The organism is Mycobacterium sp. NGS69 (genome assembly GCF_059812165.1).
The window spans coordinates 25435-50165 of the sequence record NZ_JCALCD010000011.1; the positions used below are offsets into that span (position 1 = coordinate 25435).

Here is a 24731-nt window from a genome sequence, read left to right on the forward strand (position 1 = left end):
CGGGCGCTTCCGGCGCGCGCCGCTTGGCTACATGCTCGCGATCAACCGCTTGACCCGCTCGTCGACCGCCCGGAACGGGTCCTTGCACAGCACGGTGCGCTGCGCCTGGTCGTTGAGCTTGAGGTGCACCCAGTCGACGGTGAAGTCGCGGCCCGCCGCCTGGGCGGCGCTGATGAACTCCCCGCGCAGCCGGGCGCGGGTGGTCTGCGGCGGGTTGTCGACCGCCTCGGCGATGTCCTCGTCGGTGGTCACGCGCGCGGCCAGCCCCTTGCGCTGCAGCAGGTCGAACACGCCGCGACCACGCTTGATGTCGTGGTAGGCCAGGTCCAGCTGGGCGATCTTCGGGTCGGACAGCTCCATGTTGTAGCGGTCCTGGTAGCGCTGGAACAGCTTGCGCTTGATCACCCAGTCGATCTCGGTGTCCACCTTGGCGAAGTCCTGGCTCTCGACGGCGTCCAGCTGCCGGCCCCACAGGTCGACGACCTGCTCGATCTGGGCGTTGGGCTCCCGGGTCTGCAGGTGCTCGACGGCGCGACTGTAGTACTCGCGCTGGATGTCCAGGGCGCTGGCCTGCCGCCCGCCCGCCAGCCGCACCGGCCGCCGGCCCGTGACGTCGTGGCTGACCTCGCGGATGGCGCGGATGGGGTTGTCCAGCGAGAAGTCGCGGAACGGAACGCCGGCCTCGATCATCTCCAGCACCAACGCCGCGGTGCCCACCTTGAGCATGGTGGTCGTCTCGCACATGTTGGAGTCGCCGACGATGACGTGCAGGCGCCGGTACTTCTCGGCGTCGGCGTGCGGCTCGTCGCGGGTGTTGATGATCGGGCGGCTGCGGGTGGTGGCCGAGGAGACGCCCTCCCAGATGTGCTCGGCACGTTGGGAAAGGCAGAAGGTCGCGGCCTTGGGGGTCTGCAGCACCTTGCCGGCGCCGCAGATCAGCTGCCGGGTGACCAGGAATGGCAGTAGCACGTCGGAGATCCGGGAGAACTCACCGGCCCGCACGATCAGGTAGTTCTCGTGGCAGCCGTACGAGTTGCCCGCCGAGTCGGTGTTGTTCTTGAACAGGTAGATGTCGCCGCCGATGCCCTCGTCGGCGAGCCGCTGCTCGGCGTCCACCAGCAGGTCTTCCAGCACCCATTCACCGGCCCGGTCGTGGGTGACCAGCTGCACCAGGCTGTCGCACTCCGCCGTGGCGTACTCGGGGTGGCTGCCGACATCGAGGTAAAGGCGGGCACCGTTTCGCAAGAAGACGTTGGAGCTGCGGCCCCACGACACCACCCGCCGGAACAGGTACCGGGCGACCTCGTCCGGAGACAGCCGGCGATGGCCGTGGAACGTGCAGGTGACACCGAACTCGGTCTCGATGCCCATAATTCGTCGCTGCACGTAATCGAGCGTACTGGTTGTCGCGCCGCAAAGGTGCAGAAGCCGCGCCCAGGGATGTTTTCGGGCGGATCTAGTCCGAGGACCCGCCCGTCGCTTCCGACTCTTCTCCGCCCGACTTCGCGTCCTTGGACTTCGCGCCACCCGACTTCTTCAGCAAGTTCTCCAGGGTGGGGCGATTGATCCGCCGAAACGCCCGCCGCGGCCGGTTGGCATCCAGGATGGCCACCTCGAGGCTGCTCACGTCGAGGGCGGGCTGGTCGCCGTTGGAGGCATCCGAGCTGCCCGCCCGCAGCGCCGCGACTGCGATGCCCAAAGCCTCACGCAGGTGCGCGTTTTCGGCGTAGGAGTCCTTGAGCGCGGTGACGATCGGTTCGGTGGTGCCGCCCATCACCACGAAATGCGGTTCGTCGGCGATCGAGCCGTCATAGGTAATGCGGTACAGCTCAGGCGGTTTCGTCTCGCCGAAGTGCGCCACCTCGGCGACGCACAACTCGACCTCGTAGGGCTTGGCCTGCTCGGTGAAGATGCTGCCCAGGGTCTGCGCGTACACGTTGGCCAGCTGCCGGCCCGTCACGTCGCGGCGGTCGTAGGCATACCCGCGAGTGTCGGCGAACTGGATGCCCCCGCGGCGCAGGTTGTCGAACTCGTTGAACTTGCCCGCGGCCGCAAAGCCGACGCGGTCGTAGAGTTCGCTGATCTTCTGCAGCGACCGCGACGGGTTCTCCGCGACGAACAGCACGCCGTCGGCGTAGGCGAGCGCCACCACGCTCTTGCCCCGTGCGATGCCCTTGCGCGCGAGCTCGCTGCGCTCGCGCATCGCCTGCTCGGGCGAGATGAAATACGGGAAGCTCACTTCTTCTTACCCCGCGGTTCGGCGTCGGGTCCGAAAGTGTCCGCCCGCGAGCGGCTTTCGATGACCTCCCGGGCCAGTTCGGCAATACGGCTCTCCGGCACTTCGGCCGCCCCCTCAGCACCGATGGTGACCGCCGTGGGGTAGATGCCGCGGACCAGGTCCGGGCCGCCGGTGGCCGAATCGTCGTCGGCGGCGTCGTAAAGCGCCTCCACGATCACACGCAGCGCCGAATCGATGTCGGACACTTGCGAATACAGCTTCTTCATCGACGACTTGGCGAAGATCGACCCCGATCCCACCGCCTGGTAGCCCTCTTCCTCGATGTTCCAACCGCCGGCGGCATCGAAAGACACGATGCGGCCCGCGCTTTCCTCGTCCGATGCGTGGATGTCATACCCGGCCAGCAGCGGCAGAGCGACCAGCCCCTGCATCGCCGCGGCCAGGTTTCCGCGCACCATGATCGCGAGCCGGTTGACCTTTCCGGCAAACGTGAGCGGCACGCCCTCGAGCTTCTCGTAGTGCTCGAGTTCGACGGCGTAAAGCCGGGCGAACTCGACGGCGATCGCCGCGGTGCCCGCGATGCCGGTGGCGGTGTAGTCGTCGGTGATGTACACCTTCTTCACGTCGCGCCCGGCGATCATGTTGCCCTGCGTGGAGCGCCGGTCACCCGCCATGGCGACGCCGCCCGGGTATTTCAGCGCGACGATCGTGGTGCCGTGCGGCAGCTGGTCCCCGGCGGCACCGCCTTGCGCGCCCCCGCTCAGGCTGGCCGGCAGCAACTCGGGCGCGTTGCGGCGAAGGTGGTCAGCAAACGACGACAGGTTTATCGCCGGATTCCCGGAGAGTGGGGAGTTGATGGACAGTCGATCGGCGAACGGCCAGGTCACTGTCCGCCCTTTTGGACATACGCGCGGACAAAGTCCTCGGCGTTTTCCTCAAGGACGTCGTCAATCTCGTCAAGCAGGTCGTCGGTGTCTTCGGCTAGCTTCTCGCGACGCTCCTGGCCCGCGGCCGTGGCGTCGCCGAAGTCGTCTTCGTCGCCACCGCCACCACCACGCTTGGTCTGCTCCTGAGCCATCGCCGCCTCCTGCTTAGTTATCGGCCGCTCACACGCCCGTTGGTTCTCTCTACAGTACCGGTCAACACCGACATTGCCCGGTCGAAGGTCCGTCAGCTGGTCAGTTGTTCCACCAGTTCCACCGCGCTGTCCACGGAGTCCAGCAACGCCCCGACGTGGGCTTTGCTGCCGCGCAGCGGCTCCAGCGTCGGGATCCGCACCAGCGAATCGCCGCCGAGGTCGAAAATCACCGAGTCCCAGCTGGCCGCGGCGATGTCGGCGCCGAACCTGCGCAGGCATTCCCCGCGGAAGTACGCGCGGGTGTCCGTCGGCGGATTGTCGACAGCATCGATCACCTGGTGTTCGCTCACGAGACGCTTCATCGAACCGCGCGCGACCAGCCGGTTGTACAGGCCCTTGTCCAGCCGGACGTCGGAATATTGCAGGTCGACCAGGTGCAGCCGGGGCGCCGACCAGTTCAGGTTCTCGCGCTGCCGGAAGCCGTCGAGTAGCCGCAGCTTGGCCGGCCAGTCCAGCAGCTCGGCGCAGTCCATCGGGTCGCGCTCGAGCTTGTCGAGCACGTCGGCCCAAGTCTCGACGATGTCGGCCGCGCGCGGGTCGGGGTCGCGGCTGTCGACGAGCTTCGCCACCCGGTCGAGATAAATCCGTTGCAGCGCAAGGGCGGTCAGTTCGCGCCCGTCGGCCAGGGCCACCGCGACGCGCAGCGACGGGTCGCGGCTGATGGCGTGGACCGCGTGCACCGGGCGCGCCAACGCCAGGTCGCTCAGGTCGATCCCGTGGGCGGGGCCGTCCTCGATCAGATCGAGCACCAGCGCCGTGGTGCCGAGCTTCAAATACGTCGACGTCTCGGCCAGGTTCGCGTCACCGATGATCACGTGCAACCGGCGATACCGGTCGGCGTCGGCGTGCGGCTCGTCGCGCGTGTTGATGATGCCGCGCTTGAGCGTGGTCTCCAGCCCGACCTCGACCTCGATGTAGTCCGAGCGCTGGGACAGCTGGAAGCCGGGCTCGTCTCCGGCCGGCCCGATCCCGACCCGGCCCGAACCGGTGACGACCTGCCGGGACACCAGAAACGGGGTCAGGCCGGCGATGATCGCCGAGAACGGCGTCTGCCGCGACATCAGGTAGTTCTCGTGGGACCCGTAGGAGGCGCCCTTGCCGTCGACATTGTTCTTGTAGAGCTGCAACTTCGCGGCGCCGGGCACGCTGGCGACGTGCCGCGCGGCGGCCTCCATCACCCGCTCACCGGCCTTGTCCCAGATCACCGCGTCCAGCGGGTCGGTGCACTCCGGGGAGGAGTATTCCGGGTGCGCGTGGTCGACGTAGAGCCTCGCCCCGTTGGTCAGGATCATGTTCGCCGCGCCGACCTCGTCGGCGTCGACCACCGGCGGGGGCCCGGCCGAGCGGCTCAGGTCGAAGCCGCGGGCGTCGCGCAGCGGCGATTCCACCTCGTAGTCCCAGCGGGTCCGCTTGGCGCGCTGGATGCCGGCGGCGGCCGCGTAGGCCAGGACCGCCTGCGTCGAGGTGAGGATCGGGTTGGCGGTCGGGTCCAACGGCGACGAGATGCCGTACTCGACCTCCGTCCCGATAATCCTTTGCATTACTTCAAGATAGGCCCGGTGACGATGTAGCCCCCGAGGCGGGGTTACGACGGGCCGCGCGATCGACTCCGGGCCAGCGACAATGCGGCCCGAATCGGGTGCGATAAGCGCCATTTGGCTGCGCGATGCCACTAGGGTTTGCCCGCATGGGGCTTTCCCTCCGCCCGGCGCGCGGGACGGCGAACGCCGCGGCCGAAAGCTGGTTCCTGAACCGGGGTTTGCCGTCGGTGCTGACGAGGCGGTCGCGCTGGCGACGGCTCTGGCCGCGGTCGGCGCCCATGCTGGCGGCGTACGCGACGCTGCAGGCCTGCGTCCTGCCCATCTACTTGATCACCGGCGGGCGCGACGTCCACATAAACGGCGAGCCGACGACGTCCGAAGTGGTTCTCCTGACGATCATCGGGCTGGCCCTTCCGCTGATGGCCATCGCGGGCTGGCTGGTGTCGCGGTCACACAGCGGCCGCACCCGCGCGACCGTGTCGACGATCGCGGTGATCTTGGTGGCCTGCGTGGGGGCCACCGTGGGCGGGCTCGGGCAACTGGCGCAGGAAGCCGTCGTGGTGGCCGCGGTGCTAATGCTGACCGGCTGCGGCGTCGGGTCGGTCGTCGGGTGGGCGGTGCGCATGATGCTGTCGCACCTGACGACGGTCGGCGCCCTGGCCGTGCGTGCGCTGCCCGTCGTGCTCCTGACGGCCTTGGTGTTCTTCAACACCTACGTCTGGCTCATGGCGGCGACGATCAGCGGGGAACGGCTGGGACTGGCAATGGCATTCCTCGTCTCCATCGCCGCGGCCTTCGTCGTCTCCGCCACCCACGATCGGGCCAGGCCGATGCTGCGGTCGACGGCGACGCTACCCCGGGACGCCGAAGGCCTTGCCGGCACGCCCTTCGCGGCCATGCCGGATACGCCCGACTGCCCGCCGCTGAAACGAGCCGAACGCCTCAACGTCGTCTTCGTACTAGCGGCCTCGCAGCTGGCACAGATCCTGGTGGTGGCGGTGGTCACGGCCACCATCTACCTGATCCTGGGGCTGATCGTGCTCAGCCCGTCGCTGCTCAACGAATGGACGCACACCTACACCAGCACCGCGACGGTGCTGGGATTCACGCTGCCGGTGCCCGATTCGCTGATCCACATGACGTTGTTCCTCGGCGCGTTGACGTTCATGTACATCAGTGCTCGCGCGGCCGGCGACGCCGAGTACCGATCGACGTTCCTCGACCCGCTCATCGCCGACCTGCACACCACCCTGATCGCGCGCAACCGCTACCGCGGAGCCGTGGCCGCCCCGGCGTGTGAAGTTGACGCCGACCAGGGCAGTGATTAATTTCACAGGGTGTCTCGCCACCGCGCCGAAGATGAATTGCATGAACCGGTGAGCGACCTGGCCGGGAAACGTTACGGGGAAGTGCTTCTCGTGACTCCCGGCGAGGCCGGCCCGCAGGCTTCGGTTTACAACAGCTTCCCGCTCAACGACTGTCCCGCCGAGTTGTGGTCGGCGCTGGATCCGCACGCGATCGCCGCCGAAAACGGCGCGGCCGCGGCGCTGCTCAACGGCCCCCGCTATTGGCTGATGAACTCCATCGAAAAGGAGCGGCAGGGCCCGCAGGTGACGAAGACCTTCGGGGGCATCGAGATGATCCTGCAGGCCACCGTCCTGCTGTCCTCGATGAACCCCGCGCCCTTCAGCGTGAACAAGGTGAGCCGCCATACGGTTTTCGTCTTCAACGCCGGCGAAGAGGTCTACGAGCTCATCGATCCCCACGGGAAACGCTGGGTCATGCAGACCTGGAGCCAGATCACCGACCCCAACCTCAAACGGGAAGACCTGCCCGGGCTGGCGAGCCGGCTCGAGCTGCCCGACGGGTGGAGCTATCAGCCGCGCGTGCTCACCGAGGAGCTGCGCGTGGACACCAGAACCGAAGCCGCCCAGGTGCTGCAGGACAACCTGACCAACAGCTATTCGCTGGAGACCTGACGGCCGCTCAGGCCGCGCGGTGGCGCGAACTAAGCGCCTACAGGTACTGGCCCAGGTTCGACTCGGTGTCGATGGCCCGGGACGCGCTCGACGACTTGCCTGTGACCAGCGTGCGGATGTAGACGATCCGCTCGCCCTTCTTGCCCGAAATCCGCGCCCAGTCATCGGGGTTGGTGGTGTTGGGCAGGTCCTCGTTCTCGGCGAACTCGTCGACGATCGAGTCGAGCAGGTGCTGAATGCGCAGACCGGGTTGACCGGTCTCCAGCACCGACTTGATCGCGTTCTTCTTCGCCCGGTCGACGACGTTCTGGATCATCGCCCCGGAGTTGAAGTCCTTGAAGTACATGACCTCTTTGTCACCGTTGGCGTAGGTGACCTCCAGGAACCGGTTGTCGTCGATCTCGGCGTACATCCGCTCGACGACCTTTTCGATCATCGCCTTGATGCAGGCGCTGCGGTCGCCGTCGAACTCGGTGAGGTCGTCGGCGTGCAGGGGCAGCGACTCGATCAGGTACTTCGAGAAGATGTCTTGCGCCGCTTCGGCATCCGGGCGCTCGATCTTGATCTTCACGTCGAGGCGCCCGGGCCGCAGGATCGCGGGGTCGATCATGTCCTCGCGGTTGGAGGCGCCGATCACGATGACGTTCTCCAGCCCCTCCACACCGTCGATCTCGGACAGCAGCTGGGGAACAACCGTCGTCTCGACGTCCGAGGAGACCCCGGTGCCGCGGGTGCGGAAGATCGAATCCATCTCGTCGAAGAAGACGATCACCGGCGTCCCTTCCGACGCCTTCTCGCGGGCCCGCTGGAAGATCAGGCGGATGTGCCGCTCGGTCTCGCCGACGAACTTGTTCAGCAGCTCCGGGCCCTTGATGTTGAGGAAGTACGACTTCGCCTCGCGGGCGTCGTCGCCGCGCACCTCGGCCATCTTCTTGGCCAACGAGTTGGCGACCGCCTTGGCGATCAGGGTCTTACCGCAGCCGGGCGGGCCGTAGAGCAGCACACCCTTGGGCGGGCGCAGCGCGTACTCGCGGTAGAGCTCCTTGTGCAGGAACGGCAGCTCGACGGCGTCGCGGATCTGCTCGATCTGGCGCGTCAGGCCGCCGATGTCCTGGTAGCTGACGTCGGGCACCTCTTCCAGGACCAGGTCTTCGACCTCGGCCTTGGGGATGCGCTCGAACGCGTAGCCGGCCTTGGTGTCGACCAGCAGGGAGTCACCCGGGCGCAGCTTGCGCGGCTTGGTGTCGTCGTTGAGGGCGTCCGGAACGCCGTCCGGCAGGTCCTCGGCGACGAGCGGCTCGGCCAGCCACACGATGCGCTCCTCGTCGGCGTGGCCGACGACCAGGGCCCGGTGACCGTCGTTGAGCACCTCGCGCAGGGTGGAGATCTCGCCGACGGATTCGAACGTGCCGGCCTCGACGACGGTCAGGGCCTCGTTGAGCCGGACCGTCTGGCCCTTGCGCAACGAACCGACCTCGATGTTGGGCGAGCACGTCAGGCGCATCTTGCGGCCCGAGGTGAACACGTCGACCGTGTCGTCCTCGTGCGACCCCAACAACACGCCGTAGCCGCTGGGCGGCTGACCGAGGCGGTCGACCTCTTCGCGCAGCGCCAACAGTTGCTGACGGGCCTCTTTGAGGGTCTCCATTAACTTTGAGTTTCGCGCCGCCAGGGAATCGATGCGGGCCTCGAGCTGATGAACGTCGCGTGCGGATCGAGTGCCGCCGGCCGATCCGACCGCGTGGTCTAGTTGCTCGCGCAGCACCGCTGCCTCACGGCGTAACTGTTCCAATTCGGCAGCATCGCCGCTGGACATGCCAGTTTCACCGGCATTGCCGAATGCTTCAGAACGCTCTGAGTCACCCATTTTGCGCTCCTTTCCCGCCCCGAAATGTGCGGTGGTAGTTCAACGCTACCGGCGATTGCCGGTTGATGTGCGGAGTCAAATGCTCACGAAAAGTTAAGACTTTGGTTCCACTGGTAATCTCGGCCACGAATCTTGCCGAGCGAAAGGACGGCCGTGGCCCTAAAAGCCCTTGCCATGGGCTCCGCCGGCACCGTCTTCTTCGGCGTGGCAGGCCCGGTGTGACTTCCATTGCACCCGTTGGCCCGACGGCGGGCGCGCACGCCTAGCCCCAGAACGAACCGGACGCCCCGACGGTGGTTCGTTGCGCTGAGCGCCGCGGTGGTGGCGGCCGCGCTCGCCGGGTGCGCGCACACCGGACCCAAGGTCGTGTCGTCCTCCTCCTCGGCGGTCCCGGTGACGTCGACCCCGCTGATCGTCGCCGCTCCCCCGACCGCTCCGCTGCCGCCGCCCGACGCCCTGATCGACGTCCTGAACCGGCTCGCCGACCCTAACGTGCCGGGCATCAACAAGGTGAACCTCGTCGAGGGCGCGACCCCGGACAGTGCGGGCACCCTGGACAAGTTCACCACCGCGCTGCGGGACAACGGCTACCTCCCGATGACCTTCGCGGCGAACGACGTCGCGTGGTCGGACAAGAATCCGTCCCACGTGATGGCCACCGTCGCCGTCAAAACCGCGCAGGCGAACAACGGCAACTTCACGTTCCCGATGGAGTTCGCCCCTTTCCAAGGCGGATGGCAACTCTCCCGCCGGACCGCGGAAATGCTGCTGGCACTGGGCAACTCGGCCACCGGGACGACACCGCCCGCCAGCCCGGCGCCCGCCCCACCCCCGGCTACGACGCCGCCGGGCTAGCCATGTGGATCGGCTGGCTCGAGTTCGACGTGTTGCTGGGCCCGGAGCTTGGGGTGCGATCCCTCAAACAGAAGCGGTCGGTCGTTCGTCCCGTCGTGGCGGAGCTGCAGCGCAAGCTCGGCGTGTCGGCCGCCGAAACCGGCGCGCAGGACCTGTATCGACGGGCGGGCATCGGCGTGTCCGTCGTGTCCGGCGACCGCGGCCACGTGGTCGACGTGCTGGATGCGGCCGAACGCCTGGTCGCGGCGCATCCCGAGTTCGAGCTGCTGTCGGCGCGGCGGGGCCTGCACCGCAGCGAGGACTGAGCGCCTAGCCGTCGCGGCCCGGGCGCTTGCGGCCCAGCGGCGCCGGGGCGACGACGCCCGGCGCGAGCCGTCGCGTGAATATCAGGAACGCCGTGTGCCCGCGCATCGAGTGCTGCGGCCGGACGGCCAGCCCGACGACGTTCCAGCCGCGTTGCAGCGTCTCCCACGCCCGGGGCTCGGTCCAGCACTGCTGGGCCCGCAGCGCCTCCACCGTTCGCGACAGCTGGGTGACGGTGGCGACGTAAATCATCAACACCCCGCCGGCGATCAACAGGCGCGCCGCCGCGTCGAGCACCTCCCACGGCGCGAGCATGTCGAGCACGGCGCGGTCGAAGGAGCCGTCGGGCATGTCGGAGTCAACGAGGTCGCTGACGATCAGTTGCCAGTTGTCGGGTTCGCCGTCAAAGAACACCGATACGTTGCGGCGGGCGTGTTCGGCGTGGTCGGCGCGCTGCTCGTAGGAGACCACCCGCCCCTCGGGCCCGACGGCGCGCAGCAGCGAGCAGGTCAGCGCGCCGGATCCGGCCCCGGCCTCCAGCACCCGGGCTCCCGGGAAGATGTCGCCCTCGTGCAGGATCTGGGCGGCGTCCTTCGGGTAGATCACCTGCGGCCCGCGGGGCATCGACATCAGGTAGTCGATGAGCAGCGGGCGCAGCACCAAGTAGTCGGCGCCGTTGCTGGATTTGACCACGCTGCCCTGCTCCAGCCCGATCACGGCGTCGTGCGAGATGGCCCCGCGGTGGGTGTGGAACTCCGCGCCCGGGGTGAGCGACATCGTGTAGTGCCGACCCTTGGCGTCGGTGAGTTGGACCCGTTCGCCAACGCTGAATGGGCCGGTCGCGGACACGCCGTCTAGCGTGCCAGCCGACGCGCCGCGGCCGGTGCTTGGGGGTTGTCGGCACCCGGTTCTACGCTGCGCACATGACGGACCAGCCGGAGGAGCGCAGCCGGCCGGCTTCCAAACCGGCACTGTCACCGTCGCGCGCGGCGGACTTCAAGCAATGCCCGTTGCTGTATCGCTTCCGGGCGATCGACCGGCTTCCCGAGGCGCCGTCGGCCGCGCAGCTGCGCGGTTCGGTGGTGCACGCCGCGCTGGAGCAGCTTTATGGCCTGCCCGCCGACATGCGCGGCCCCGACACCGCCACATCGCTGGTAGAGCCCGCCTGGGACCGGGTTATCGCCGCCGAGCCCGACCTAACCGGCGACCTGGACCCGCAGCAGCGAGCCGAACTGCTGGCGGAGGCCCGCGCGTTGCTCACCGGCTATTACCGGCTGGAGGACCCGACCCGGTTCGACCCGCAAAGCTGCGAGGAGCGCGTCGAGGTGCAGCTCGCCGACGGCACGCTGCTGCGCGGCTTCATCGACCGGATCGACGTCGCGGCGACCGGCGAGCTGCGGGTGGTGGACTACAAGACCGGCAAGGCGCCACCGGAAGCGCGGGCGCTGGCCGAGTTCAAGGCGATGTTCCAGATGAAGTTCTACGCGGTGGCGTTGCTGCGTTCCCGTGACGTGCTCCCCACCCGGCTACGCATCATTTACCTGGCCGACGGGCAGGTGTTGGACTACGCGCCCGACCACGACGAGCTGCTGCGCTTCGAGAAGACGCTGATGGCGATCTGGCGCGCCATCCAGTCCGCCGCGCCGACGGGCGATTTCCGCCCCAGCCCGTCGCGATTGTGCGATTGGTGCCCGCACCAGCAGCTCTGCCCGACCTTCGGCGGAACACCCCCGCCCTACCCGGGCTGGCCGGATGTCACTGCGGCGCAACCCATCTCGCATCCGACCGAACCGGCGGCATAACGCACCGGCTAACGACGAAACCGTCGAAGACGCGGATTTCGCCCCGAGTGCGGTATCCTGTCTAAAGCGTCGGCGACCGAGTGGGTTGCCGACGAGTCGTGATCGATTCTTTGTTTTCTTTAGCTCAGATCCCTGCGGGGCGCCGAGTCCAAGACGACCAGGCGTGCCTGCGGAAGCTCGAGTCGCGGCGACCGATATTGCCAAACCGGCGATCTCGTCACCATCGAAGCTTTAGGGACATCGAAATATGCTGGAAAACAAAACATTTGCCCACCTGGGCGTGAGCCCCCCATTGGTCGACGCACTCGCCGCGCGAGGCGTCTGCCAGCCGTTTCCAATTCAAGTAGAGACCTTGCCGGACACCCTTGCGGGCCGCGACGTCCTGGGCCGCGGCAAGACGGGTAGCGGCAAGACGCTCGCGTTCTCGATCCCGCTGGTCAGTCGGCTTGATCCGGCCGACCGGCAACCGGGCCGGCCCACGGGGCTGGTGCTGGCACCAACCCGTGAACTGGCGACCCAGATCGCCGCGACCATCGAGCCCCTCGCCAAGGTGCGGGGCCTGCGCGTCGCCACGATCTTCGGCGGCGTCTCGCAGAGCAGGCAAGCCGCGGCGCTGAGGGCGGGCATCGACATCGTCGTGGCCTGCCCGGGCCGCCTCGACGACCTGATGAAGCAACGCGTGATCCGCCTGGACGCCGTTCAGGTCACCGTCATCGACGAAGCCGACCACATGGCCGATCTCGGTTTTCTCCCGACCGTCACCCGCATCTTGGCGGCCACGCCCGCGACCGGCCAGCGGATGCTGTTCTCGGCCACTCTGGACGGCGCCGTCGACACCCTGGTCAAGCGATTCCTCAACGATCCGGTGACACGGTCGGTGGTGGAAGCGACGTCGTCGGTCCCCGAGATGACGCATCACGTCTTCTGCGTCGACGGGGTCGAAGCCAAGAAGGAATTGGTGCACCGGTTGGCCTCGGGTGAGTCCCGGCGGATCCTCTTCATGAGGACCAAGCATCAGGCGCGCAAGCTGGCCCGCCAGCTCACCCAGTCGGGCATCGCGTCGGTGGAGCTGCACGGCAACCTTTCCCAACCCGCGCGCGACCGAAACTTGGCGGCTTTCGCCGCCGGCCATGCCCGGGTACTGGTGGCGACCGACATCGCCGCCCGCGGCGTGCACGTCGACGACATCGAACTTGTGGTGCACGTCGACCCACCCGCCGAGCACAAGGCCTATCTACACAGGTCCGGCCGCACGGCCCGGGCCGGCGCCTCCGGTGACGTCGTCACCATCGTGCTGCCCGAGCAGCGCCGGGAAACCGAGTCGATGATGCGCAAGGCGGCCATTCGTGCGGTGCCGCAGCGGGTCAGCGCGGCCTCCCCCGCCATCCACGCCCTCGTCGGCCCGGCCGGGCCCCGCAAGGCCGTCGCACCCGTCGCGACGCCCTCCAACCGTCCGCCCGCGGCGCGCAGCAGACGCCGCCGGTCTCGGCGACCCGCAGCGACCACCCACCGTTAGGGAAATCATGGCCGAACAGCAGATTCATCCGTCCAAGGTTCGCGTCGGTGACGTCATCGGCACGGCGAAGCGCACCGACCTCCGCTATACGGTCAAGATGATCGGCGGTCCGCAGACAAGCCCACAGCGGTGGACGTTCTTCGGCCGCGACGCTCAGGGCCAGCAGCAGACGAGCTCGTTCGGTGAGGACGACGTCGTCCGCAGGTACGCCAAAGCGCCGTAACCGCACGCTCAATCGAGCGGCGACATCTCCTGCAGCATTGTGGGAATCAGCTCGCTGACGGTGGGGTGGATGTGCATCGTGCGCGACAGCGTCGTGTACGGCGCCTTGGCCGACATGACATCCAGAATGGCGTGAATCGCCTCGTCGCCGCCGACGCCGAGGATGGCGGCGCCGAGGATCTCGTCGGTTTCGGCGTCCACCACCACCTTCATAAAGCCTTGCGTCTCACCCTTTTCCACCGCGCGGCCGACCCGCGTCATCGGCCGCTTGCCGAGCAACGCCTTGCGCCCGGACGCGCGGACCTGGCTCACGCTCATCCCGGCCCGCCCGAGCGGCGGGTCGATGTAGAGCGCATAGGTGGTGATGCGGTCGCTCACCCGGCGGGGATCGTTGTCGAGCAGGTTGGCGGCGACGATCTCGAAATCGTTGTACGAGGTATGGGTGAACGCGCCCTTGCCGTTGCAGTCGCCCATCGCCCAGATGTGATCGACGTTGGTCTTGAGCTGGTCGTCGACGACGATGTAGCCGCGCGCATCGGTCTGCACCCCGGCCGCATCCAGGCCGAGGTCGTCGGTGTTGGGTCGGCGTCCGACCGCCATCAGCAGATGGCTCCCGGCGATGGGCTCGGCGCCGGCCCGCGGCGTCAGTTCAAAACCGTTGTCCGTCTTGGCGATTCGCACGTCATCGGCGCCGACGACGATGTCGATGCCCTCGGCCTCGAGGATCTCCCTGACCGTGGCGGAGACGTCCTCGTCTTCGCGGGACGCCAGCCGCGGGCCGCGCTCGACCACGGTCACCCGCGCCCCGAAGCGCCGGTACATCTGCGCGAACTCCAGCGCGATGTAGCTGCCCCCGAGGATGACGAGATGCGCTGGCAGCGTGTCGAGTTCGAGGATCGACACGTTGGTGAGGTAATCGATGCCGGACAGTCCCGGGAGTTCGGGCACGACGGCGCGCCCGCCGACGTTGAGGAAGATCCGCTCGCCGTGCAGCAGGTCGCCGTCAACGCTGATGGTGTGCGGGTCCTCGAAGCGGGCGTGACCGCGAATGACCGTGCAGCCCTCCATGCCCTCCAGCCAGCTTTCGACGCCGTTGCGGTCGCCGAGCATGATTTCGTCTTTGCGCGCCTTGACTTTCGCCATGTCGACGCTCACCGGCCCCGTCCCCACGCCGTATTCCGCGCCGCGGCGCGCCAGGTGGGCGGCGTGCGCACTGGCCACCAGCGTCTTGGTCGGGATGCATCCGGTGTTGACGCAGGTGCCGCCGATCAGCTTGCGCTCGATGATCGCGACGCGCTGCCCGGCCGCGGTCAGCCGGCCCGCCAGCGGAGGGCCGGCCTGCCCGGCGCCGACGATGATCGCGTCGAAGCGCTCCGTCACTTAACCGCCGTCAGGATGTATTCGGTCAGCACGTGACCCGTCACCGCGACGATGGCGAACCCGCCCAAGATCGCGACCGCATCCTCGAGCAGCGCGATCGGCAGGTCCTTGCCGGCCACGGCGGCCAGACGTTTGCGCGCTTGATAGCCGCCGAACGTGCCGAGCACCGCACCGATGATGCCGGCGCCGAGCGCGGAGAAGGTCCAGTGCGGCCACGCGCCCAGCACCGCGCCGGCCAACCCGCCCGTGACGATCCGCGCGGCGAAGATCGGTGGCGCCGTGCGGGCCGGCGTCTTGGGCAGCTTGTCGTTGACCAGTTCCCCGATGGCGAGAACGGTGAAGACGATGGCCGTGATGATGTTGCCCATCCACGACGCCCACGTGCCGTGCAGATCGATCCAAGCGAGGTAGGCGCCCCAGGCGACGACGGCGGGAGCCGTCAGCGAACGTAACCCGGCGACGACACCGATCAGTAAAGCCAGCAGCAGAATTAGCGCGTGTGTCACGAAGATCCCTCCTGGGGACTAGACAGCCCGGCAACGGAAGGGATGACGGCCCATGGAGATAAAACGGGCGACAGCCCTTAGGCGGACGCTAACACAGCCGCCGCCGCGGCACCCGTTCGATCAGAACCGGCAGAACCTGATGTCGGAGGCCAGGATCGCCTTGGCGCCGATGGCGGCGAGCTCGTCCATGATCTCGTTGACGCCGCGGCGGGGCACCAGGGCGCGGATCGCCACCCAATCCGGATCGGCCAGCGGCGCGATCGTGGGCGACTCCAATCCCGGCGTGATCGACGTCGCCTTGTCCAACACCGCACGCGGGCAGTCGTAATCGAGCATCAGGTATTGCTGGCCGAACACCACACCCTGGACGCGCGCGACCAGCTGATCGCGCACCGCTTTCGTCGCGCCGTGGCCGTCCTCGTCGGTCCGCTCGATCAGCACCGCCTCGGAATCGCACAGCGGCTCACCGAAGGCCACCAGGTCGTGCAGGCTCAGGGTGCGCCCGGACCCCACCACGTCGGCGATGGCGTCGGCCACTCCGAGCTGCACCGAGATTTCCACCGCGCCGTCGAGCCGGATGACCGTCGCCTCAATGCCCTTTTCCGCCAAGTCTTTTCGGACCAGGTTCGGGTAGGCGGTGGCGATCCGTTTGCCGGCCAGGTCGGCCGTCGTCCAGTCGCGCCCGGCCGGCCCGGCGTAGCGGAAGCTCGAGGAGCCGAAACCCAGCGCCAGGCGTTCGCGCACCGGGGCGTCGGAATCCCGCACCAGGTCCCGCCCGGTGATGCCGAAATCCAGCTCCCCCGAACCCACATAGATCGCAATGTCTTTGGGCCGCAGGAAAAAGAACTCGACCTGGTTGACGGGGTCGATGACGGTGAGGTCCTTGGAATCGGTGCGGCGACGGTAGCCGGCCTCCGAAAGGATCTCGCTGGCCGGCTCGCTCAGCGTGCCTTTGTTGGGAACCGCGACCCTTAAGAAAGCCCCCTGCATGCTCATAGCTTCCGGTAGACGTCGTCGAGGGACAGCCCGCGCGCGATCATCAGCACCTGCGTCCAGTACAGCAACTGGCTGATCTCCTCGGCCAGCGCGTCGTCGGGTTCGTGTTCGGCGGCCAGCCACACCTCGCCGGCCTCCTCCAGGATCTTCTTGCCCAGCCCGTGGATGCCGCCGTCCAGGGCGGCGACCGTGGCGCTGCCCGCCGGCCGGGTGCGGGCACGATCGCCGAGTTCGGCGAACAGATCCTCGAAGGTCTTCACGGCCAGCGATTGTTTCACGTGCCGGCCAGCGAAGTCACGGCGGTTTCTGGTGGCCTCGCCCGCGAGCGACCGCAAACTGTCGCGATTCGCGGCGTGTCGGCGTACAAACACGGTCGCTCGCGGGAGAGACGTCCGCGAGCGTCAGTCCTCCGGGTTGTAGCCGAGATTGGGGGCGAGCCACCGCTCGGCTTCCTGCAAGGTCCAGCCCTTGCGCTTCGCGTAGTCGGCGACCTGGTCCTGGGCGATCCGACCGATCACGAAGTACTGCGATTGCGGATGCGAGAAGTACCAACCGCTGACGGCCGCACCGGGCCACATCGCCATCGACTCGGTGAGCTCGATGCCGGTCCGCTCCTTCACGTCCATCAGCTTCCACAGCGTCACCTTCTCGGTGTGCTCCGGGCAGGCCGGGTAGCCGGGGGCGGGGCGGATTCCGACGTACTTCTCGTCGATGAGTGCGTTGTTGTCCAGCTGCTCGTCCGGCTGGAATCCCCAGAACTCCTTGCGGACCCGTTGGTGCATCCGCTCGGCGAACGCCTCGGCCAGCCGGTCGGCGACCGATTCCAGCAGGATCGCGCTGTAGTCGTCGAGGGCCGCCTTGAACTCCGCGATCTTCTCCTGGCTGCCCAGCCCCGCGGTGACGGCGAAGGCGCCGACGTAGTCGGCCAGGCCGGTGTCCTTGGGCGCGATGTAGTCGCCCAGCGACCGGTTCGGGATGCCGTCGCGGTGCTCGCCCTGCTGGCGCAGGTTGTGCAGCGTGGTCAGCACCTCGGTGCGGGTGTCGTCGGTGTAGACCTCGATGTCGTCGCCGACCGCGTTCGCCGGGAAGAACCCGATCACGCCGTTGGCCGTCAGCCACTTCTCCTTGATCAGGGTGTCGAGCATCTCCTGGGCGTCGTCGTACAGCTTGCGGGCGGCCTCGCCCGAGGCCGGGTTGTTGAGGATGTCGGGGAAGCGGCCCTTCATCTCCCAGGCGTTGAAAAACGGCTGCCAGTCGATGTATTCGCGCAACTCGGCGAGGTCGTAGTCCTGAAATTCCCGTACTCCCGCACCGATCGCGGGCACCGGCGGGGTGTAGCCGTCCCACTCGATCGGCGTCCGGTTGGCGCGGGCCTTCTCCAGCGTCAGCATCGGCCGCTCGTTCTTCTGGGCGTGCCGTTCACGCAACGATGCGTAGTCCTTCTCGGTGGCCTCCAGCAGGGCTGGACGCTGCTTGTCGTCGAGCAGCGCGGCGGCGACCGGCACCGAGCGCGACGCGTCCTTGACCCAGACCACCGGACCGCTGCGGCGCGGCGACACCTTGACGGCCGTGTGCGCGCGCGAGGTGGTGGCGCCGCCGATGAGTAGCGGGATCTCCAGCCCCTCGCGTTCCATCTCGGCGGCGAAGTTGACCATCTCGTCCAGGGACGGCGTGATCAGGCCGGACAGCCCGATGATGTCGGCGTCGTGCTCCTTCGCCGCGTCGAGGATCTTGCTCGCGGGCACCATCACGCCGAGGTCGATCACTTCGAAGTTGTTGCACTGCAGGACGACTCCGACGATGTTCTTGCCGATGTCGTGGACGTCGCCCTTGACCGTCGCCATGATGATCGTGCCGTTGGTGTCCTTCGCCGCAGTCGTGCCGCTCTGCTCCTTCTCCGCTTCGATGAACGGCAGCAGGTACGCGACGGCCTTCTTCATCACACGGGCCGACTTCACCACCTGGGGCAGGAACATCTTGCCCGAGCCGAACAGGTCACCGACGACGTTCATGCCGTCCATCAGCGGGCCCTCGATCACCTCGATGGGGCGACCACCCGCGGCGGCGATCTCGGCGCGCAATTCCTCGGTGTCGGCGTCGACGTGCGCATCGATGCCCTTGACCAGGGCGTGCGTGATCCGCTCGCGGACCGGGAGGCTGCGCCACTCGGCTGCCGCCGGATCCTCGGACTTCTCCGACTTGTTGAACCGTTCCGCGATTTCCAACAGCCTCTCGGCCGCGTCCTCGCGACGGTTCAGGACGACGTCCTCGATGCGGTCCCGCAGCTCGGGGTCGATCGAGTCGTAGGGCACCAGCGCCCCGGCGTTGACGATGCCCATGTCCAGGCCGGCCTTGATGGCGTGGAACAGGAACACCGAGTGGATCGCCTCGCGGACGGGGTTGTTGCCCCGGAACGAGAACGACACGTTCGAGATGCCGCCGGAGATGTGCACCCCGGGCAGGTTCTCCTTGATCCAGGCGCAGGCCTCGATGAAGTCGATCCCGTAGGTCGCGTGCTCCTCGATGCCGGTCGCCAGCGCGAAGCAGTTCGGGTCGAAGATGATGTCCTCGGGCGGGAAGCCGACCTGTTCGGTCAGGATCCGGTAGGCGCGCCCGCAGATCTCCTTGCGGCGCTCCAGGTTGTCGGCCTGCCCCTGCTCGTCGAATGCCATCACGACCACGGCGGCGCCGTACTTGCGGCACAACTGGGCCTCGCGGATGAACTTCTCCTCGCCCTCCTTCATGGAGATCGAGTTGACGATCGGCTTGCCCTGCACGTTCTTCAGGCCCGCCTCGATGACCTCCCACTTGGAGGAGTCGATCATCACCGGGACGCGGCTGATGTCCGGCTCGGCCGCGATCAGCTTGGTGAACCGGTCCATCGCGGCGACGCCGTCGATCATGCCCTCGTCCATGTTGATGTCGATGACCTGCGCACCGACCTCGACCTGCTGCAGGGCGACCGACAGCGCGGTGTCGTAGTCCTCCGCCTTGATCAGGTTGCGGAACCGGGCCGAGCCGGTGATGTTGGTGCGCTCCCCGATGTTCACGAACAGCGACTCGTCGGTGATGTTGAGCGGCTCGAGGCCCGAGAGGCGGGTGGCCACCTCGATCTGCGGCAGCTCGCGCGGCGCCTTACCCTCGACGACCTTGGCGATCTCGGCGATGTGCGGCGGTGCGGTTCCGCAGCAGCCGCCGACCAGGTTGACCAGGCCGGCCTCGGCGAAGTCGGCGATGTAGCCGGCCTGACGCTCCGGGGTCTCGTCGTACTCGCCGAAGGCGTTGGGCAGGCCGGCGTTCGGGTAGCACGAGACGAAGGTGTCCGCGATCCGCGCCACCTCGGCGATGTACGGCCTCATCTCCGGCGCACCCAGGGCGCAGTTGAGGCCCACCGCGATCGGCTTGGCGTGCCTGATCGAGTTCCAGAACGCCTCGGTGACCTGACCGGACAACGTCCGCCCGGACGCGTCGGTGATGGTGCCCGAGATGATCACCGGCCAGCGGCGCCCGCGCTCCTCGAACAGCGTCTCGACGGCGAACACCGCTGCCTTGGCGTTCAGCGAGTCGAAGATCGTCTCGATGATGATCAGGTCGGCACCGCCGTCGACGAGGCCGTTGACGGATTCGAGGTAGGCGGCGACCAGCTGGTCGTAGGAGACGTTGCGGGCTCCGGGGTCGTTGACGTCCGGCGAGATCGACGCGGTGCGCGTCGTCGGCCCGATGGCGCCGGCCACGTAGCGGGGCTTCTCCGGGGTGCTGTACTCGTCCGCCGCCTTGCGGGCCAGCGCGGCGCCGGCATAGTTCAGCTCGTAGGCCAGGTCCGCCATGCCGTAGTCGGAGAGCGAGATCGCGTTCGCGTTGAAAGTGTTGGTCTCGATGATGTCGGCGCCCGCCTCGAGGTACTCGCGGTGGATGCCCTCGATGATCTGCGGCTGCGTCAGGGTGAGCAGGTCGTTGTTGCCCTGCAGGGCCGTCGGCCACTCGGTGAACCGGTCGCCGCGGTAGCCCGCCTCGTCCGGGCGGTCCCGCTGGATCGCCGTGCCCATCGCGCCGTCGATCACCATGATCCGTTGGCGCAGCGCAGCCGTCAGTTCGTCGGTGCAGTCGGGGCGGATGTTCGGCGCGAAGGTTTTCGGCTCAGAGGCGTTCACGTGCGTTCCTTCCGTTACGGAAGGCGTCCTTGACTCTGCCGAGCGTGGCGGTACCGGCGAGGAACCGGGAACCGTTGCAACGCCTCTCGACCGGAAAAGTCTACGTCGTCCCCCGATCGACGTCTGGACGCCCAACCCGTCGCCGCGATCGAGAGCTCGCGGATCGTGCCGGCGACGTGGTAGTTACCAAGGTTAACCAGTTTGCAGCCGAACGAATTTCTGAGCGGTGTTCGTCGGCGGAAGTCACTCCACAAGGATAGTCGTCCTATGCAATACGCCCAGCGGTTTACAGCTGTCTGACAGGCTCGCCCAGTGTCAGGCCGAAGGTTGGCGGCAGGCCGTACGCTGATTCTGTGACATTGCCGGATCGTGGCCCGGAAGCCCCTGCGCTGCCCGAACTGCACAACACCATCGTCGTGGCGGCGTTCGAGGGCTGGAACGACGCCGGCGACGCGGCCAGCGACGCGCTCGAACACCTCGATGCCATCTGGGAGGCCGACCCGATCATCGAGATCGACGACGAGGCGTACTACGACTACCAGGTCAATCGCCCCGTCATCCGGCAAATCGACGGGGTGACCCGGGAGCTGGTGTGGCCGGCGATGCGGATCACCCACTGCCGGCCCCCCGGCAGCGACCGCGACGTCGTGCTGATGCACGGGGTGGAGCCCAACATGCGCTGGCGCACGTTCTGCGCCGAGTTGCTCGCCATCGCCGACAAGCTCAACGTCGACACCGTCGTCATCCTCGGCGCCCTGCTGGCCGACACCCCGCACACCCGGCCGGTGCCGGTGTCGGGCGCGGCCTACTCCCCCGAGTCGGCCAAACGCTTCGGCCTCGAGGAGACCCGCTACGAGGGCCCGACCGGGATCGCCGGGGTGTTCCAGGACGCCTGCGTGGCCGCCGGGATCCCCGCCGTGACGTTCTGGGCCGCGGTGCCGCACTACGTGTCCAACCCGCCGAACCCCAAGGCCACGGTGGCGCTGCTGCGCCGCGTCGAGGACGTGCTGGACATCGAGGTCCCGCTGGGTGACCTGCCGGCGCAGGCCGAGGAGTGGGAGCAGGCGATCACCGAGATGGCCGCCGACGACGAGGACCTGGCCGAGTACGTGTCGTCGCTGGAGCAGCGCGGCGACGCCGAGGTGGACATGAACGAGGCGCTGGGCAAGATCGACGGCGACGCGCTGGCCGCGGAGTTCGAGCGCTACCTGCGCCGTCGGCGCAAATAGTCCGCCGACTACTCGGGGACCGAACCGGGCGTTTCGCGCAACGACGCGACGTTGTGCGCGGACATGGACCGGCCGAGCGCGGCGGCCTCGGCGTCCATCCGGGGCAACAGCTCGTCGGCGATGCGGCGAATGGGAAATTCGCCGGCCGGGCTGGACAGGGCCGGCTTGAGCCAGCGCAGCAGTCCGACCCACTGCGGGCAGTAGATCCGGCTCTGGCGGCCCTCGATGCCCTTGACGAACGCGTCCGCGCACTTATCGACGGTCGTGGTCTTGTTGAGCGGCCACGGCAGCCTGGAGATCATCTCGCCGAAGGCGGGTATGTCGGCCTTGCTGTCGCGGACCAGGGCGGTGTCGATCCAGGACATGTGCGCCGAGCCGACGCCGACGCCGAGGTTGGCGACCTCGAGCCGCAACGCGTTGGCGAGGATCTCGTTGCCGGCCTTCGTGGCGTTGTAGGGCGCCAGCCCCGGGGCCGCCGCGTATGCGGCCAGCGACGAGACGACCAGCACGTAGCCGCGCCGGTCGATCACGGCCGGCAGCGTGGCGCGCACGGTATGGAAGACGCCGAGCAGGTTGACGTCCAGCACCCGCTTGACCGCTTCCGGGTCGACGTGCAACAACGACCCGTAGCTGGCGATGCCGGCGTTGGCCACCACGACGTCGATGCCGCCGAAGCGTTCGACGGCCTTCGCGGCCGCGGCCTGCATGGCGGCCAGGTCGCGCACGTCGGCGACCGCGGTCAGCACGCGCTCCTCGCCGAGTTCGGCGGCGACCGCCGCCAGTTCGGCCTGGTCAAGGTCGGTGAGTACCAGCCGGGCGCCCTTGTTGCGCGACCGGCGGGCGACCTCGGCGCCGATCCCGCGGGCACCGCCGGTGATGAAGACGACCTTGTCCTGCAGCGACATCATGGGCGAAACGTACCCCGTTTACAGCTGCACTCCCAGCAGCGCGTCGACCGCGGCCGTCACCAGCTGCGGCGCCCCGTCGTCATGGCCGCCGTACTCGAGCGCGTCGGTCGACCAACCATCCAGCGCGGCAAGGGCTTTCGGCGTGTCCAGGTCGTCGGCGAGATATTGGCGCACCCGGGCGACGACGTCGGCTGCGTCCGGGCCGGCGGGCAGCGCGGTGGCGGCACGCCAGCGCCGCAGCCGCTCGGTCGCCTCGTCGAGCACCTGCGGGCTCCAGAACCGGTCCGCGCGGTAGTGCCCGGCCAAGAGCCCCAGCCGGATCGCCGCCGGCTCGACGCCTTGGGCGCGCAACTCCGACACCAGCACCAGGTTGCCGCGGCTCTTGGACATCTTGTGCCCGTCCCAGCCGATCATCCCGGCGTGCACGTAGTGACGGGCGAACCGCCGCTCCCCGCGCACGCACTCGGCGTGGGCGGCGGTGAATTCGTGGTGCGGGAAGATCAGGTCGCTGCCGCCGCCCTGGATGTCCACGGGGCTACCAATACGGCTGAGCGCGATCGCCGCGCACTCGACGTGCCAGCCGGGCCGGCCGTCCCCGAACGGCGAGGGCCAGCTGGGCTCGCCGGGCCGCGCGACCCGCCACAACAGGGCGTCGAGTTCGTCGGTCTTGCCGGAGCGGCCCGGATCGCCGCCGCGCTCGGCGAACAGCGCCAGCATGGTGTCCCGGTCATAGCCGGACTCGTAGCCGAACTGCATGGTGGCGTCCGCCCGGTAGTAGACGTCCGGATAGTCGCCCTCCAAGACGTACGCCGCGCCCGACGCCAGCATCTTCTCGACGAGTTCCACCACCTCGGCGATCGCCTCCGTCGCCCCGACGTACTCCCGCGGCGGCAGGATCCGCAGCGCCGTCATGTCCTCGCGGAACAGGGCGACCTCCCGATCGCCCAGCTCGCGCCAGCCGATGCCGTCGCGCTCGGCGCGCTCGAGCAGGGGGTCGTCGATGTCGGTGACGTTCTGCACGTAGTGCACGTCGTGGCCGAGGTCCAGCCACTGCCGGTGCACCAGGTCGAACGCCAGGTAGGTGGCCGCATGACCCAGGTGCGTCGCGTCGTAGGGCGTGATCCCGCAGACGTACATGGTGGCCTTCGACCCGGCCGCCACCGGACGCACCTGCCGGTCGGAGGTGTCGTACAGCCGCAGCTCCGGGCCGCGCCCGGGCACCACCGGGACCTGTGCGGAAGACCACGTCTGCATAACGTCGACTCTAAACGCGGACGGGATCAGCGAAATTCCTGGCGGATGGCACCCAGCAGGATCGGCGCCAGCTCGGCGCGGCACATGACGAAGTCGGGCAGGTACGGGTCGAGCTGGTTGTAGCGCAGCGGCGAGCCGTCGAGCCGCGACGCGTGCATGCCGGCGGCCATGAGCACCCCGGCCGGGGCGGCCGAGTCCCACTCCCACTGGCCACCCGCGTGCACGTAGGCGTCGACGTCGCCGTCGATGACGGCCATCGCCTTGGCGCCCGCCGATCCGATCGCGACCGGCTGGATGTGCAGCGTCTGGCGGATGCGGTAGAGCACCGCGGGTGGCCGGGTGGCGCTGACCGCGATCCGGATGGTCGCGGGGACGCCGGTGCGCGCGGAGCCGGCGGTCACGGTGTCGCTGCGATACACCGTGTTCCCGCGGGCGGGCAAGGACACGGCCGCGTCGGTGATCTCGCGCTGCCCATCGGTGGGGCGCTGCCACAGCGCGATGTGGACCGCCCAGTCGTCGCGGCCCGGCGTGGAGAACTCGCGGGTGCCGTCGAGCGGGTCGATGATCCACACCCGGTCGTGATTCACGCGGGACAGATCGTCGTAGGCCTCCTCGCTGAGCACCGCGTCACCGGGCCGCTCGGCCCGCAGCCGGCGCAGGATCAACGCGTTCGCCAGGCTGTCGCCGGCGTCGCCGAGCGCCCAGGGGTGACCGAAACCGACCTCGTCGCGCACCTTGAGCAGCAGCTCCCCCGCGTCCGCGGCGAGATCGGCGGCCAAGGCGGCGTCCGTCATCTCGTCCGGGCCGCTCGTCACCGGTTCAGTATCGCCGACGACGGGGGCTGG

At 68.2% G+C, this 24731-nt stretch carries 23 protein-coding genes; 8 read left to right on the forward strand and 15 right to left on the reverse strand.

Translation table 11 applies throughout. The features are described 5' to 3' along the window. Positions 1-27: 27 nt before the first annotated feature. From pafA to dop, 5 genes are all read right to left on the reverse strand, one after another. Positions 28-1386 (reverse strand): Pup--protein ligase, encoded by a 1359-nt coding sequence (gene pafA, locus AC5Y2S_RS25835; RefSeq protein ID WP_499881352.1) that lies wholly within the window; start codon positions 1384-1386, stop codon positions 28-30. A 70-nt stretch (positions 1387-1456) separates the two neighbouring features. Beyond that, positions 1457-2239: a proteasome subunit alpha gene (gene prcA / locus AC5Y2S_RS25840; RefSeq protein WP_499959265.1), complete on the reverse strand. Its 783-nt coding sequence runs from the start codon at positions 2237-2239 to the stop codon at positions 1457-1459. Continuing rightward, complete coding sequence (gene prcB, locus AC5Y2S_RS25845; RefSeq protein WP_499959267.1) at positions 2236-3126, reverse strand: proteasome subunit beta; 891 nt, start codon at positions 3124-3126, stop codon at positions 2236-2238. The genes prcA and prcB overlap by 4 nt, the downstream gene beginning before the upstream one ends. Continuing rightward, entirely contained in the window at positions 3123-3317 is a 195-nt protein-coding gene (locus AC5Y2S_RS25850) for a ubiquitin-like protein Pup (protein WP_068237096.1), read from the reverse strand. The genes prcB and AC5Y2S_RS25850 overlap by 4 nt, the downstream gene beginning before the upstream one ends. A 92-nt stretch (positions 3318-3409) precedes the next feature. Beyond that, entirely contained in the window at positions 3410-4918 is a 1509-nt protein-coding gene (gene dop, locus AC5Y2S_RS25855; protein WP_499959268.1) for a pup deamidase/depupylase, read from the reverse strand. Between the two features lie 146 nt (positions 4919-5064). Here dop and AC5Y2S_RS25860 point away from each other — a divergent pair, with 146 nt between their 5' ends. After that, complete coding sequence (locus AC5Y2S_RS25860; RefSeq protein WP_499959270.1) at positions 5065-6246, forward strand: hypothetical protein; 1182 nt, start codon at positions 5065-5067, stop codon at positions 6244-6246. A gap of 36 nt (positions 6247-6282) precedes the next feature. Beyond that, positions 6283-6897 (forward strand): hypothetical protein, encoded by a 615-nt coding sequence (locus AC5Y2S_RS25865; protein WP_499959378.1) that lies wholly within the window; start codon positions 6283-6285, stop codon positions 6895-6897. 37 nt (positions 6898-6934) lie between these two features. On the opposite strand, the gene arc is transcribed toward AC5Y2S_RS25865, so the two are convergent. Continuing rightward, positions 6935-8764 carry a proteasome ATPase gene (arc, locus tag AC5Y2S_RS25870; RefSeq protein ID WP_499959272.1) on the reverse strand — a complete coding sequence of 610 codons (1830 nt, stop codon included), beginning with the start codon at positions 8762-8764 and terminating at the stop codon, positions 6935-6937. 237 nt (positions 8765-9001) lie between these two features. Between arc and lppK the strand changes: the two genes are divergently transcribed. Together lppK and AC5Y2S_RS25880 are read left to right on the forward strand one after the other, a co-directional pair. Further along, positions 9002-9619: a lipoprotein LppK gene (lppK, locus tag AC5Y2S_RS25875; RefSeq protein ID WP_499959274.1), complete on the forward strand. Its 618-nt coding sequence runs from the start codon at positions 9002-9004 to the stop codon at positions 9617-9619. A gap of 2 nt (positions 9620-9621) precedes the next feature. Beyond that, positions 9622-9924 (forward strand): DUF503 domain-containing protein, encoded by a 303-nt coding sequence (locus tag AC5Y2S_RS25880; protein ID WP_499906948.1) that lies wholly within the window; start codon positions 9622-9624, stop codon positions 9922-9924. Positions 9925-9928: 4 nt separating this feature from the next. Here AC5Y2S_RS25880 and trmI read toward each other — a convergent pair whose 3' ends face one another. Next, entirely contained in the window at positions 9929-10771 is an 843-nt protein-coding gene (trmI, locus tag AC5Y2S_RS25885; protein ID WP_499959275.1) for a tRNA (adenine(58)-N(1))-methyltransferase TrmI, read from the reverse strand. A gap of 74 nt (positions 10772-10845) precedes the next feature. On the opposite strand from trmI, the gene AC5Y2S_RS25890 reads away from it, so the two are divergent. The 3 genes from AC5Y2S_RS25890 to AC5Y2S_RS25900 all read left to right on the forward strand — a co-directional run bounded on the left by AC5Y2S_RS25890 (position 10846) and on the right by AC5Y2S_RS25900 (position 13463). After that, on the forward strand, positions 10846-11724 hold the full coding sequence (locus AC5Y2S_RS25890) for a RecB family exonuclease (protein ID WP_499959276.1): 879 nt from the start codon (positions 10846-10848) through the stop codon (positions 11722-11724). Positions 11725-11971: 247 nt separating this feature from the next. After that, positions 11972-13240: a DEAD/DEAH box helicase gene (locus tag AC5Y2S_RS25895; RefSeq protein WP_499959278.1), complete on the forward strand. Its 1269-nt coding sequence runs from the start codon at positions 11972-11974 to the stop codon at positions 13238-13240. Between the two features lie 7 nt (positions 13241-13247). Further along, positions 13248-13463, forward strand: coding sequence for a hypothetical protein (locus tag AC5Y2S_RS25900; protein ID WP_499959280.1), 216 nt, complete (start codon positions 13248-13250; stop codon positions 13461-13463). Positions 13464-13471: 8 nt separating this feature from the next. Here AC5Y2S_RS25900 and AC5Y2S_RS25905 read toward each other — a convergent pair whose 3' ends face one another. The 5 genes from AC5Y2S_RS25905 to metH form a co-directional block, all read right to left on the reverse strand. Further along, complete coding sequence (locus AC5Y2S_RS25905) at positions 13472-14842, reverse strand: FAD-containing oxidoreductase (RefSeq protein ID WP_499959281.1); 1371 nt, start codon at positions 14840-14842, stop codon at positions 13472-13474. Continuing rightward, positions 14839-15348, reverse strand: coding sequence for a DUF4126 domain-containing protein (locus tag AC5Y2S_RS25910; protein WP_499959282.1), 510 nt, complete (start codon positions 15346-15348; stop codon positions 14839-14841). Before AC5Y2S_RS25910 ends, AC5Y2S_RS25905 begins: the two co-directional genes overlap by 4 nt. 120 nt (positions 15349-15468) lie before the next feature. After that, complete coding sequence (hisG, locus tag AC5Y2S_RS25915; RefSeq protein ID WP_499959284.1) at positions 15469-16338, reverse strand: ATP phosphoribosyltransferase; 870 nt, start codon at positions 16336-16338, stop codon at positions 15469-15471. Between the two features lie 2 nt (positions 16339-16340). Then, the gene (locus tag AC5Y2S_RS25920) at positions 16341-16622 is read right to left on the reverse strand and encodes a phosphoribosyl-ATP diphosphatase (RefSeq protein WP_066937487.1); all 282 of its coding nucleotides are present in this window, start codon (positions 16620-16622) and stop codon (positions 16341-16343) included. 123 nt (positions 16623-16745) lie between these two features. Continuing rightward, positions 16746-20495, reverse strand: a complete 3750-nt coding sequence (gene metH, locus AC5Y2S_RS25925) for a methionine synthase (RefSeq protein WP_499959285.1) — start codon at positions 20493-20495, stop codon at positions 16746-16748. Positions 20496-20848: 353 nt separating this feature from the next. Between metH and AC5Y2S_RS25930 the strand changes: the two genes are divergently transcribed. Beyond that, entirely contained in the window at positions 20849-21724 is an 876-nt protein-coding gene (locus AC5Y2S_RS25930) for a PAC2 family protein (protein ID WP_499906967.1), read from the forward strand. Between the two features lie 8 nt (positions 21725-21732). Here the strand turns inward: AC5Y2S_RS25930 and AC5Y2S_RS25935 are convergent, their stop codons facing one another. The 3 genes from AC5Y2S_RS25935 to AC5Y2S_RS25945 are packed head-to-tail and all read right to left on the reverse strand — an operon-like array spanning position 21733 to position 24680. Continuing rightward, positions 21733-22632, reverse strand: a complete 900-nt coding sequence (locus AC5Y2S_RS25935; protein ID WP_499959286.1) for an SDR family oxidoreductase — start codon at positions 22630-22632, stop codon at positions 21733-21735. An 18-nt stretch (positions 22633-22650) separates the two neighbouring features. Continuing rightward, positions 22651-23886, reverse strand: a complete 1236-nt coding sequence (mshC, locus tag AC5Y2S_RS25940) for a cysteine--1-D-myo-inosityl 2-amino-2-deoxy-alpha-D-glucopyranoside ligase (protein ID WP_499959287.1) — start codon at positions 23884-23886, stop codon at positions 22651-22653. 26 nt (positions 23887-23912) lie between these two features. Next, positions 23913-24680 (reverse strand): 3'(2'),5'-bisphosphate nucleotidase CysQ, encoded by a 768-nt coding sequence (locus tag AC5Y2S_RS25945; RefSeq protein ID WP_499907217.1) that lies wholly within the window; start codon positions 24678-24680, stop codon positions 23913-23915. Positions 24681-24731: the final 51 nt, after the last annotated feature.

What these genes read in the sequence shown, in the direction of transcription:
- AC5Y2S_RS25895 (WP_499959278.1), top strand. Translation starts at nt 11,972, where the DNA reads ATGCTGGAAAACAAAACATTTGCCCACCTGGGCGTGAGCCCCCCATTG.
- arc (WP_499959272.1), bottom strand. Translation starts at nt 8,764, where the DNA reads ATGGGTGACTCAGAGCGTTCTGAAGCATTCGGCAATGCCGGTGAAACT.
- AC5Y2S_RS25935 (WP_499959286.1), bottom strand. Translation starts at nt 22,632, where the DNA reads ATGATGTCGCTGCAGGACAAGGTCGTCTTCATCACCGGCGGTGCCCGC.
- AC5Y2S_RS25850 (WP_068237096.1), bottom strand. Translation starts at nt 3,317, where the DNA reads ATGGCTCAGGAGCAGACCAAGCGTGGTGGTGGCGGTGGCGACGAAGAC.
- AC5Y2S_RS25900 (WP_499959280.1), top strand. Translation starts at nt 13,248, where the DNA reads ATGGCCGAACAGCAGATTCATCCGTCCAAGGTTCGCGTCGGTGACGTC.
- AC5Y2S_RS25860 (WP_499959270.1), top strand. Translation starts at nt 5,065, where the DNA reads ATGGGGCTTTCCCTCCGCCCGGCGCGCGGGACGGCGAACGCCGCGGCC.
- AC5Y2S_RS25945 (WP_499907217.1), bottom strand. Translation starts at nt 24,680, where the DNA reads ATGACGGACGCCGCCTTGGCCGCCGATCTCGCCGCGGACGCGGGGGAG.
- mshC (WP_499959287.1), bottom strand. Translation starts at nt 23,886, where the DNA reads ATGCAGACGTGGTCTTCCGCACAGGTCCCGGTGGTGCCCGGGCGCGGC.
- hisG (WP_499959284.1), bottom strand. Translation starts at nt 16,338, where the DNA reads ATGCAGGGGGCTTTCTTAAGGGTCGCGGTTCCCAACAAAGGCACGCTG.
- AC5Y2S_RS25890 (WP_499959276.1), top strand. Translation starts at nt 10,846, where the DNA reads ATGACGGACCAGCCGGAGGAGCGCAGCCGGCCGGCTTCCAAACCGGCA.
- AC5Y2S_RS25880 (WP_499906948.1), top strand. Translation starts at nt 9,622, where the DNA reads ATGTGGATCGGCTGGCTCGAGTTCGACGTGTTGCTGGGCCCGGAGCTT.
- dop (WP_499959268.1), bottom strand. Translation starts at nt 4,918, where the DNA reads ATGCAAAGGATTATCGGGACGGAGGTCGAGTACGGCATCTCGTCGCCG.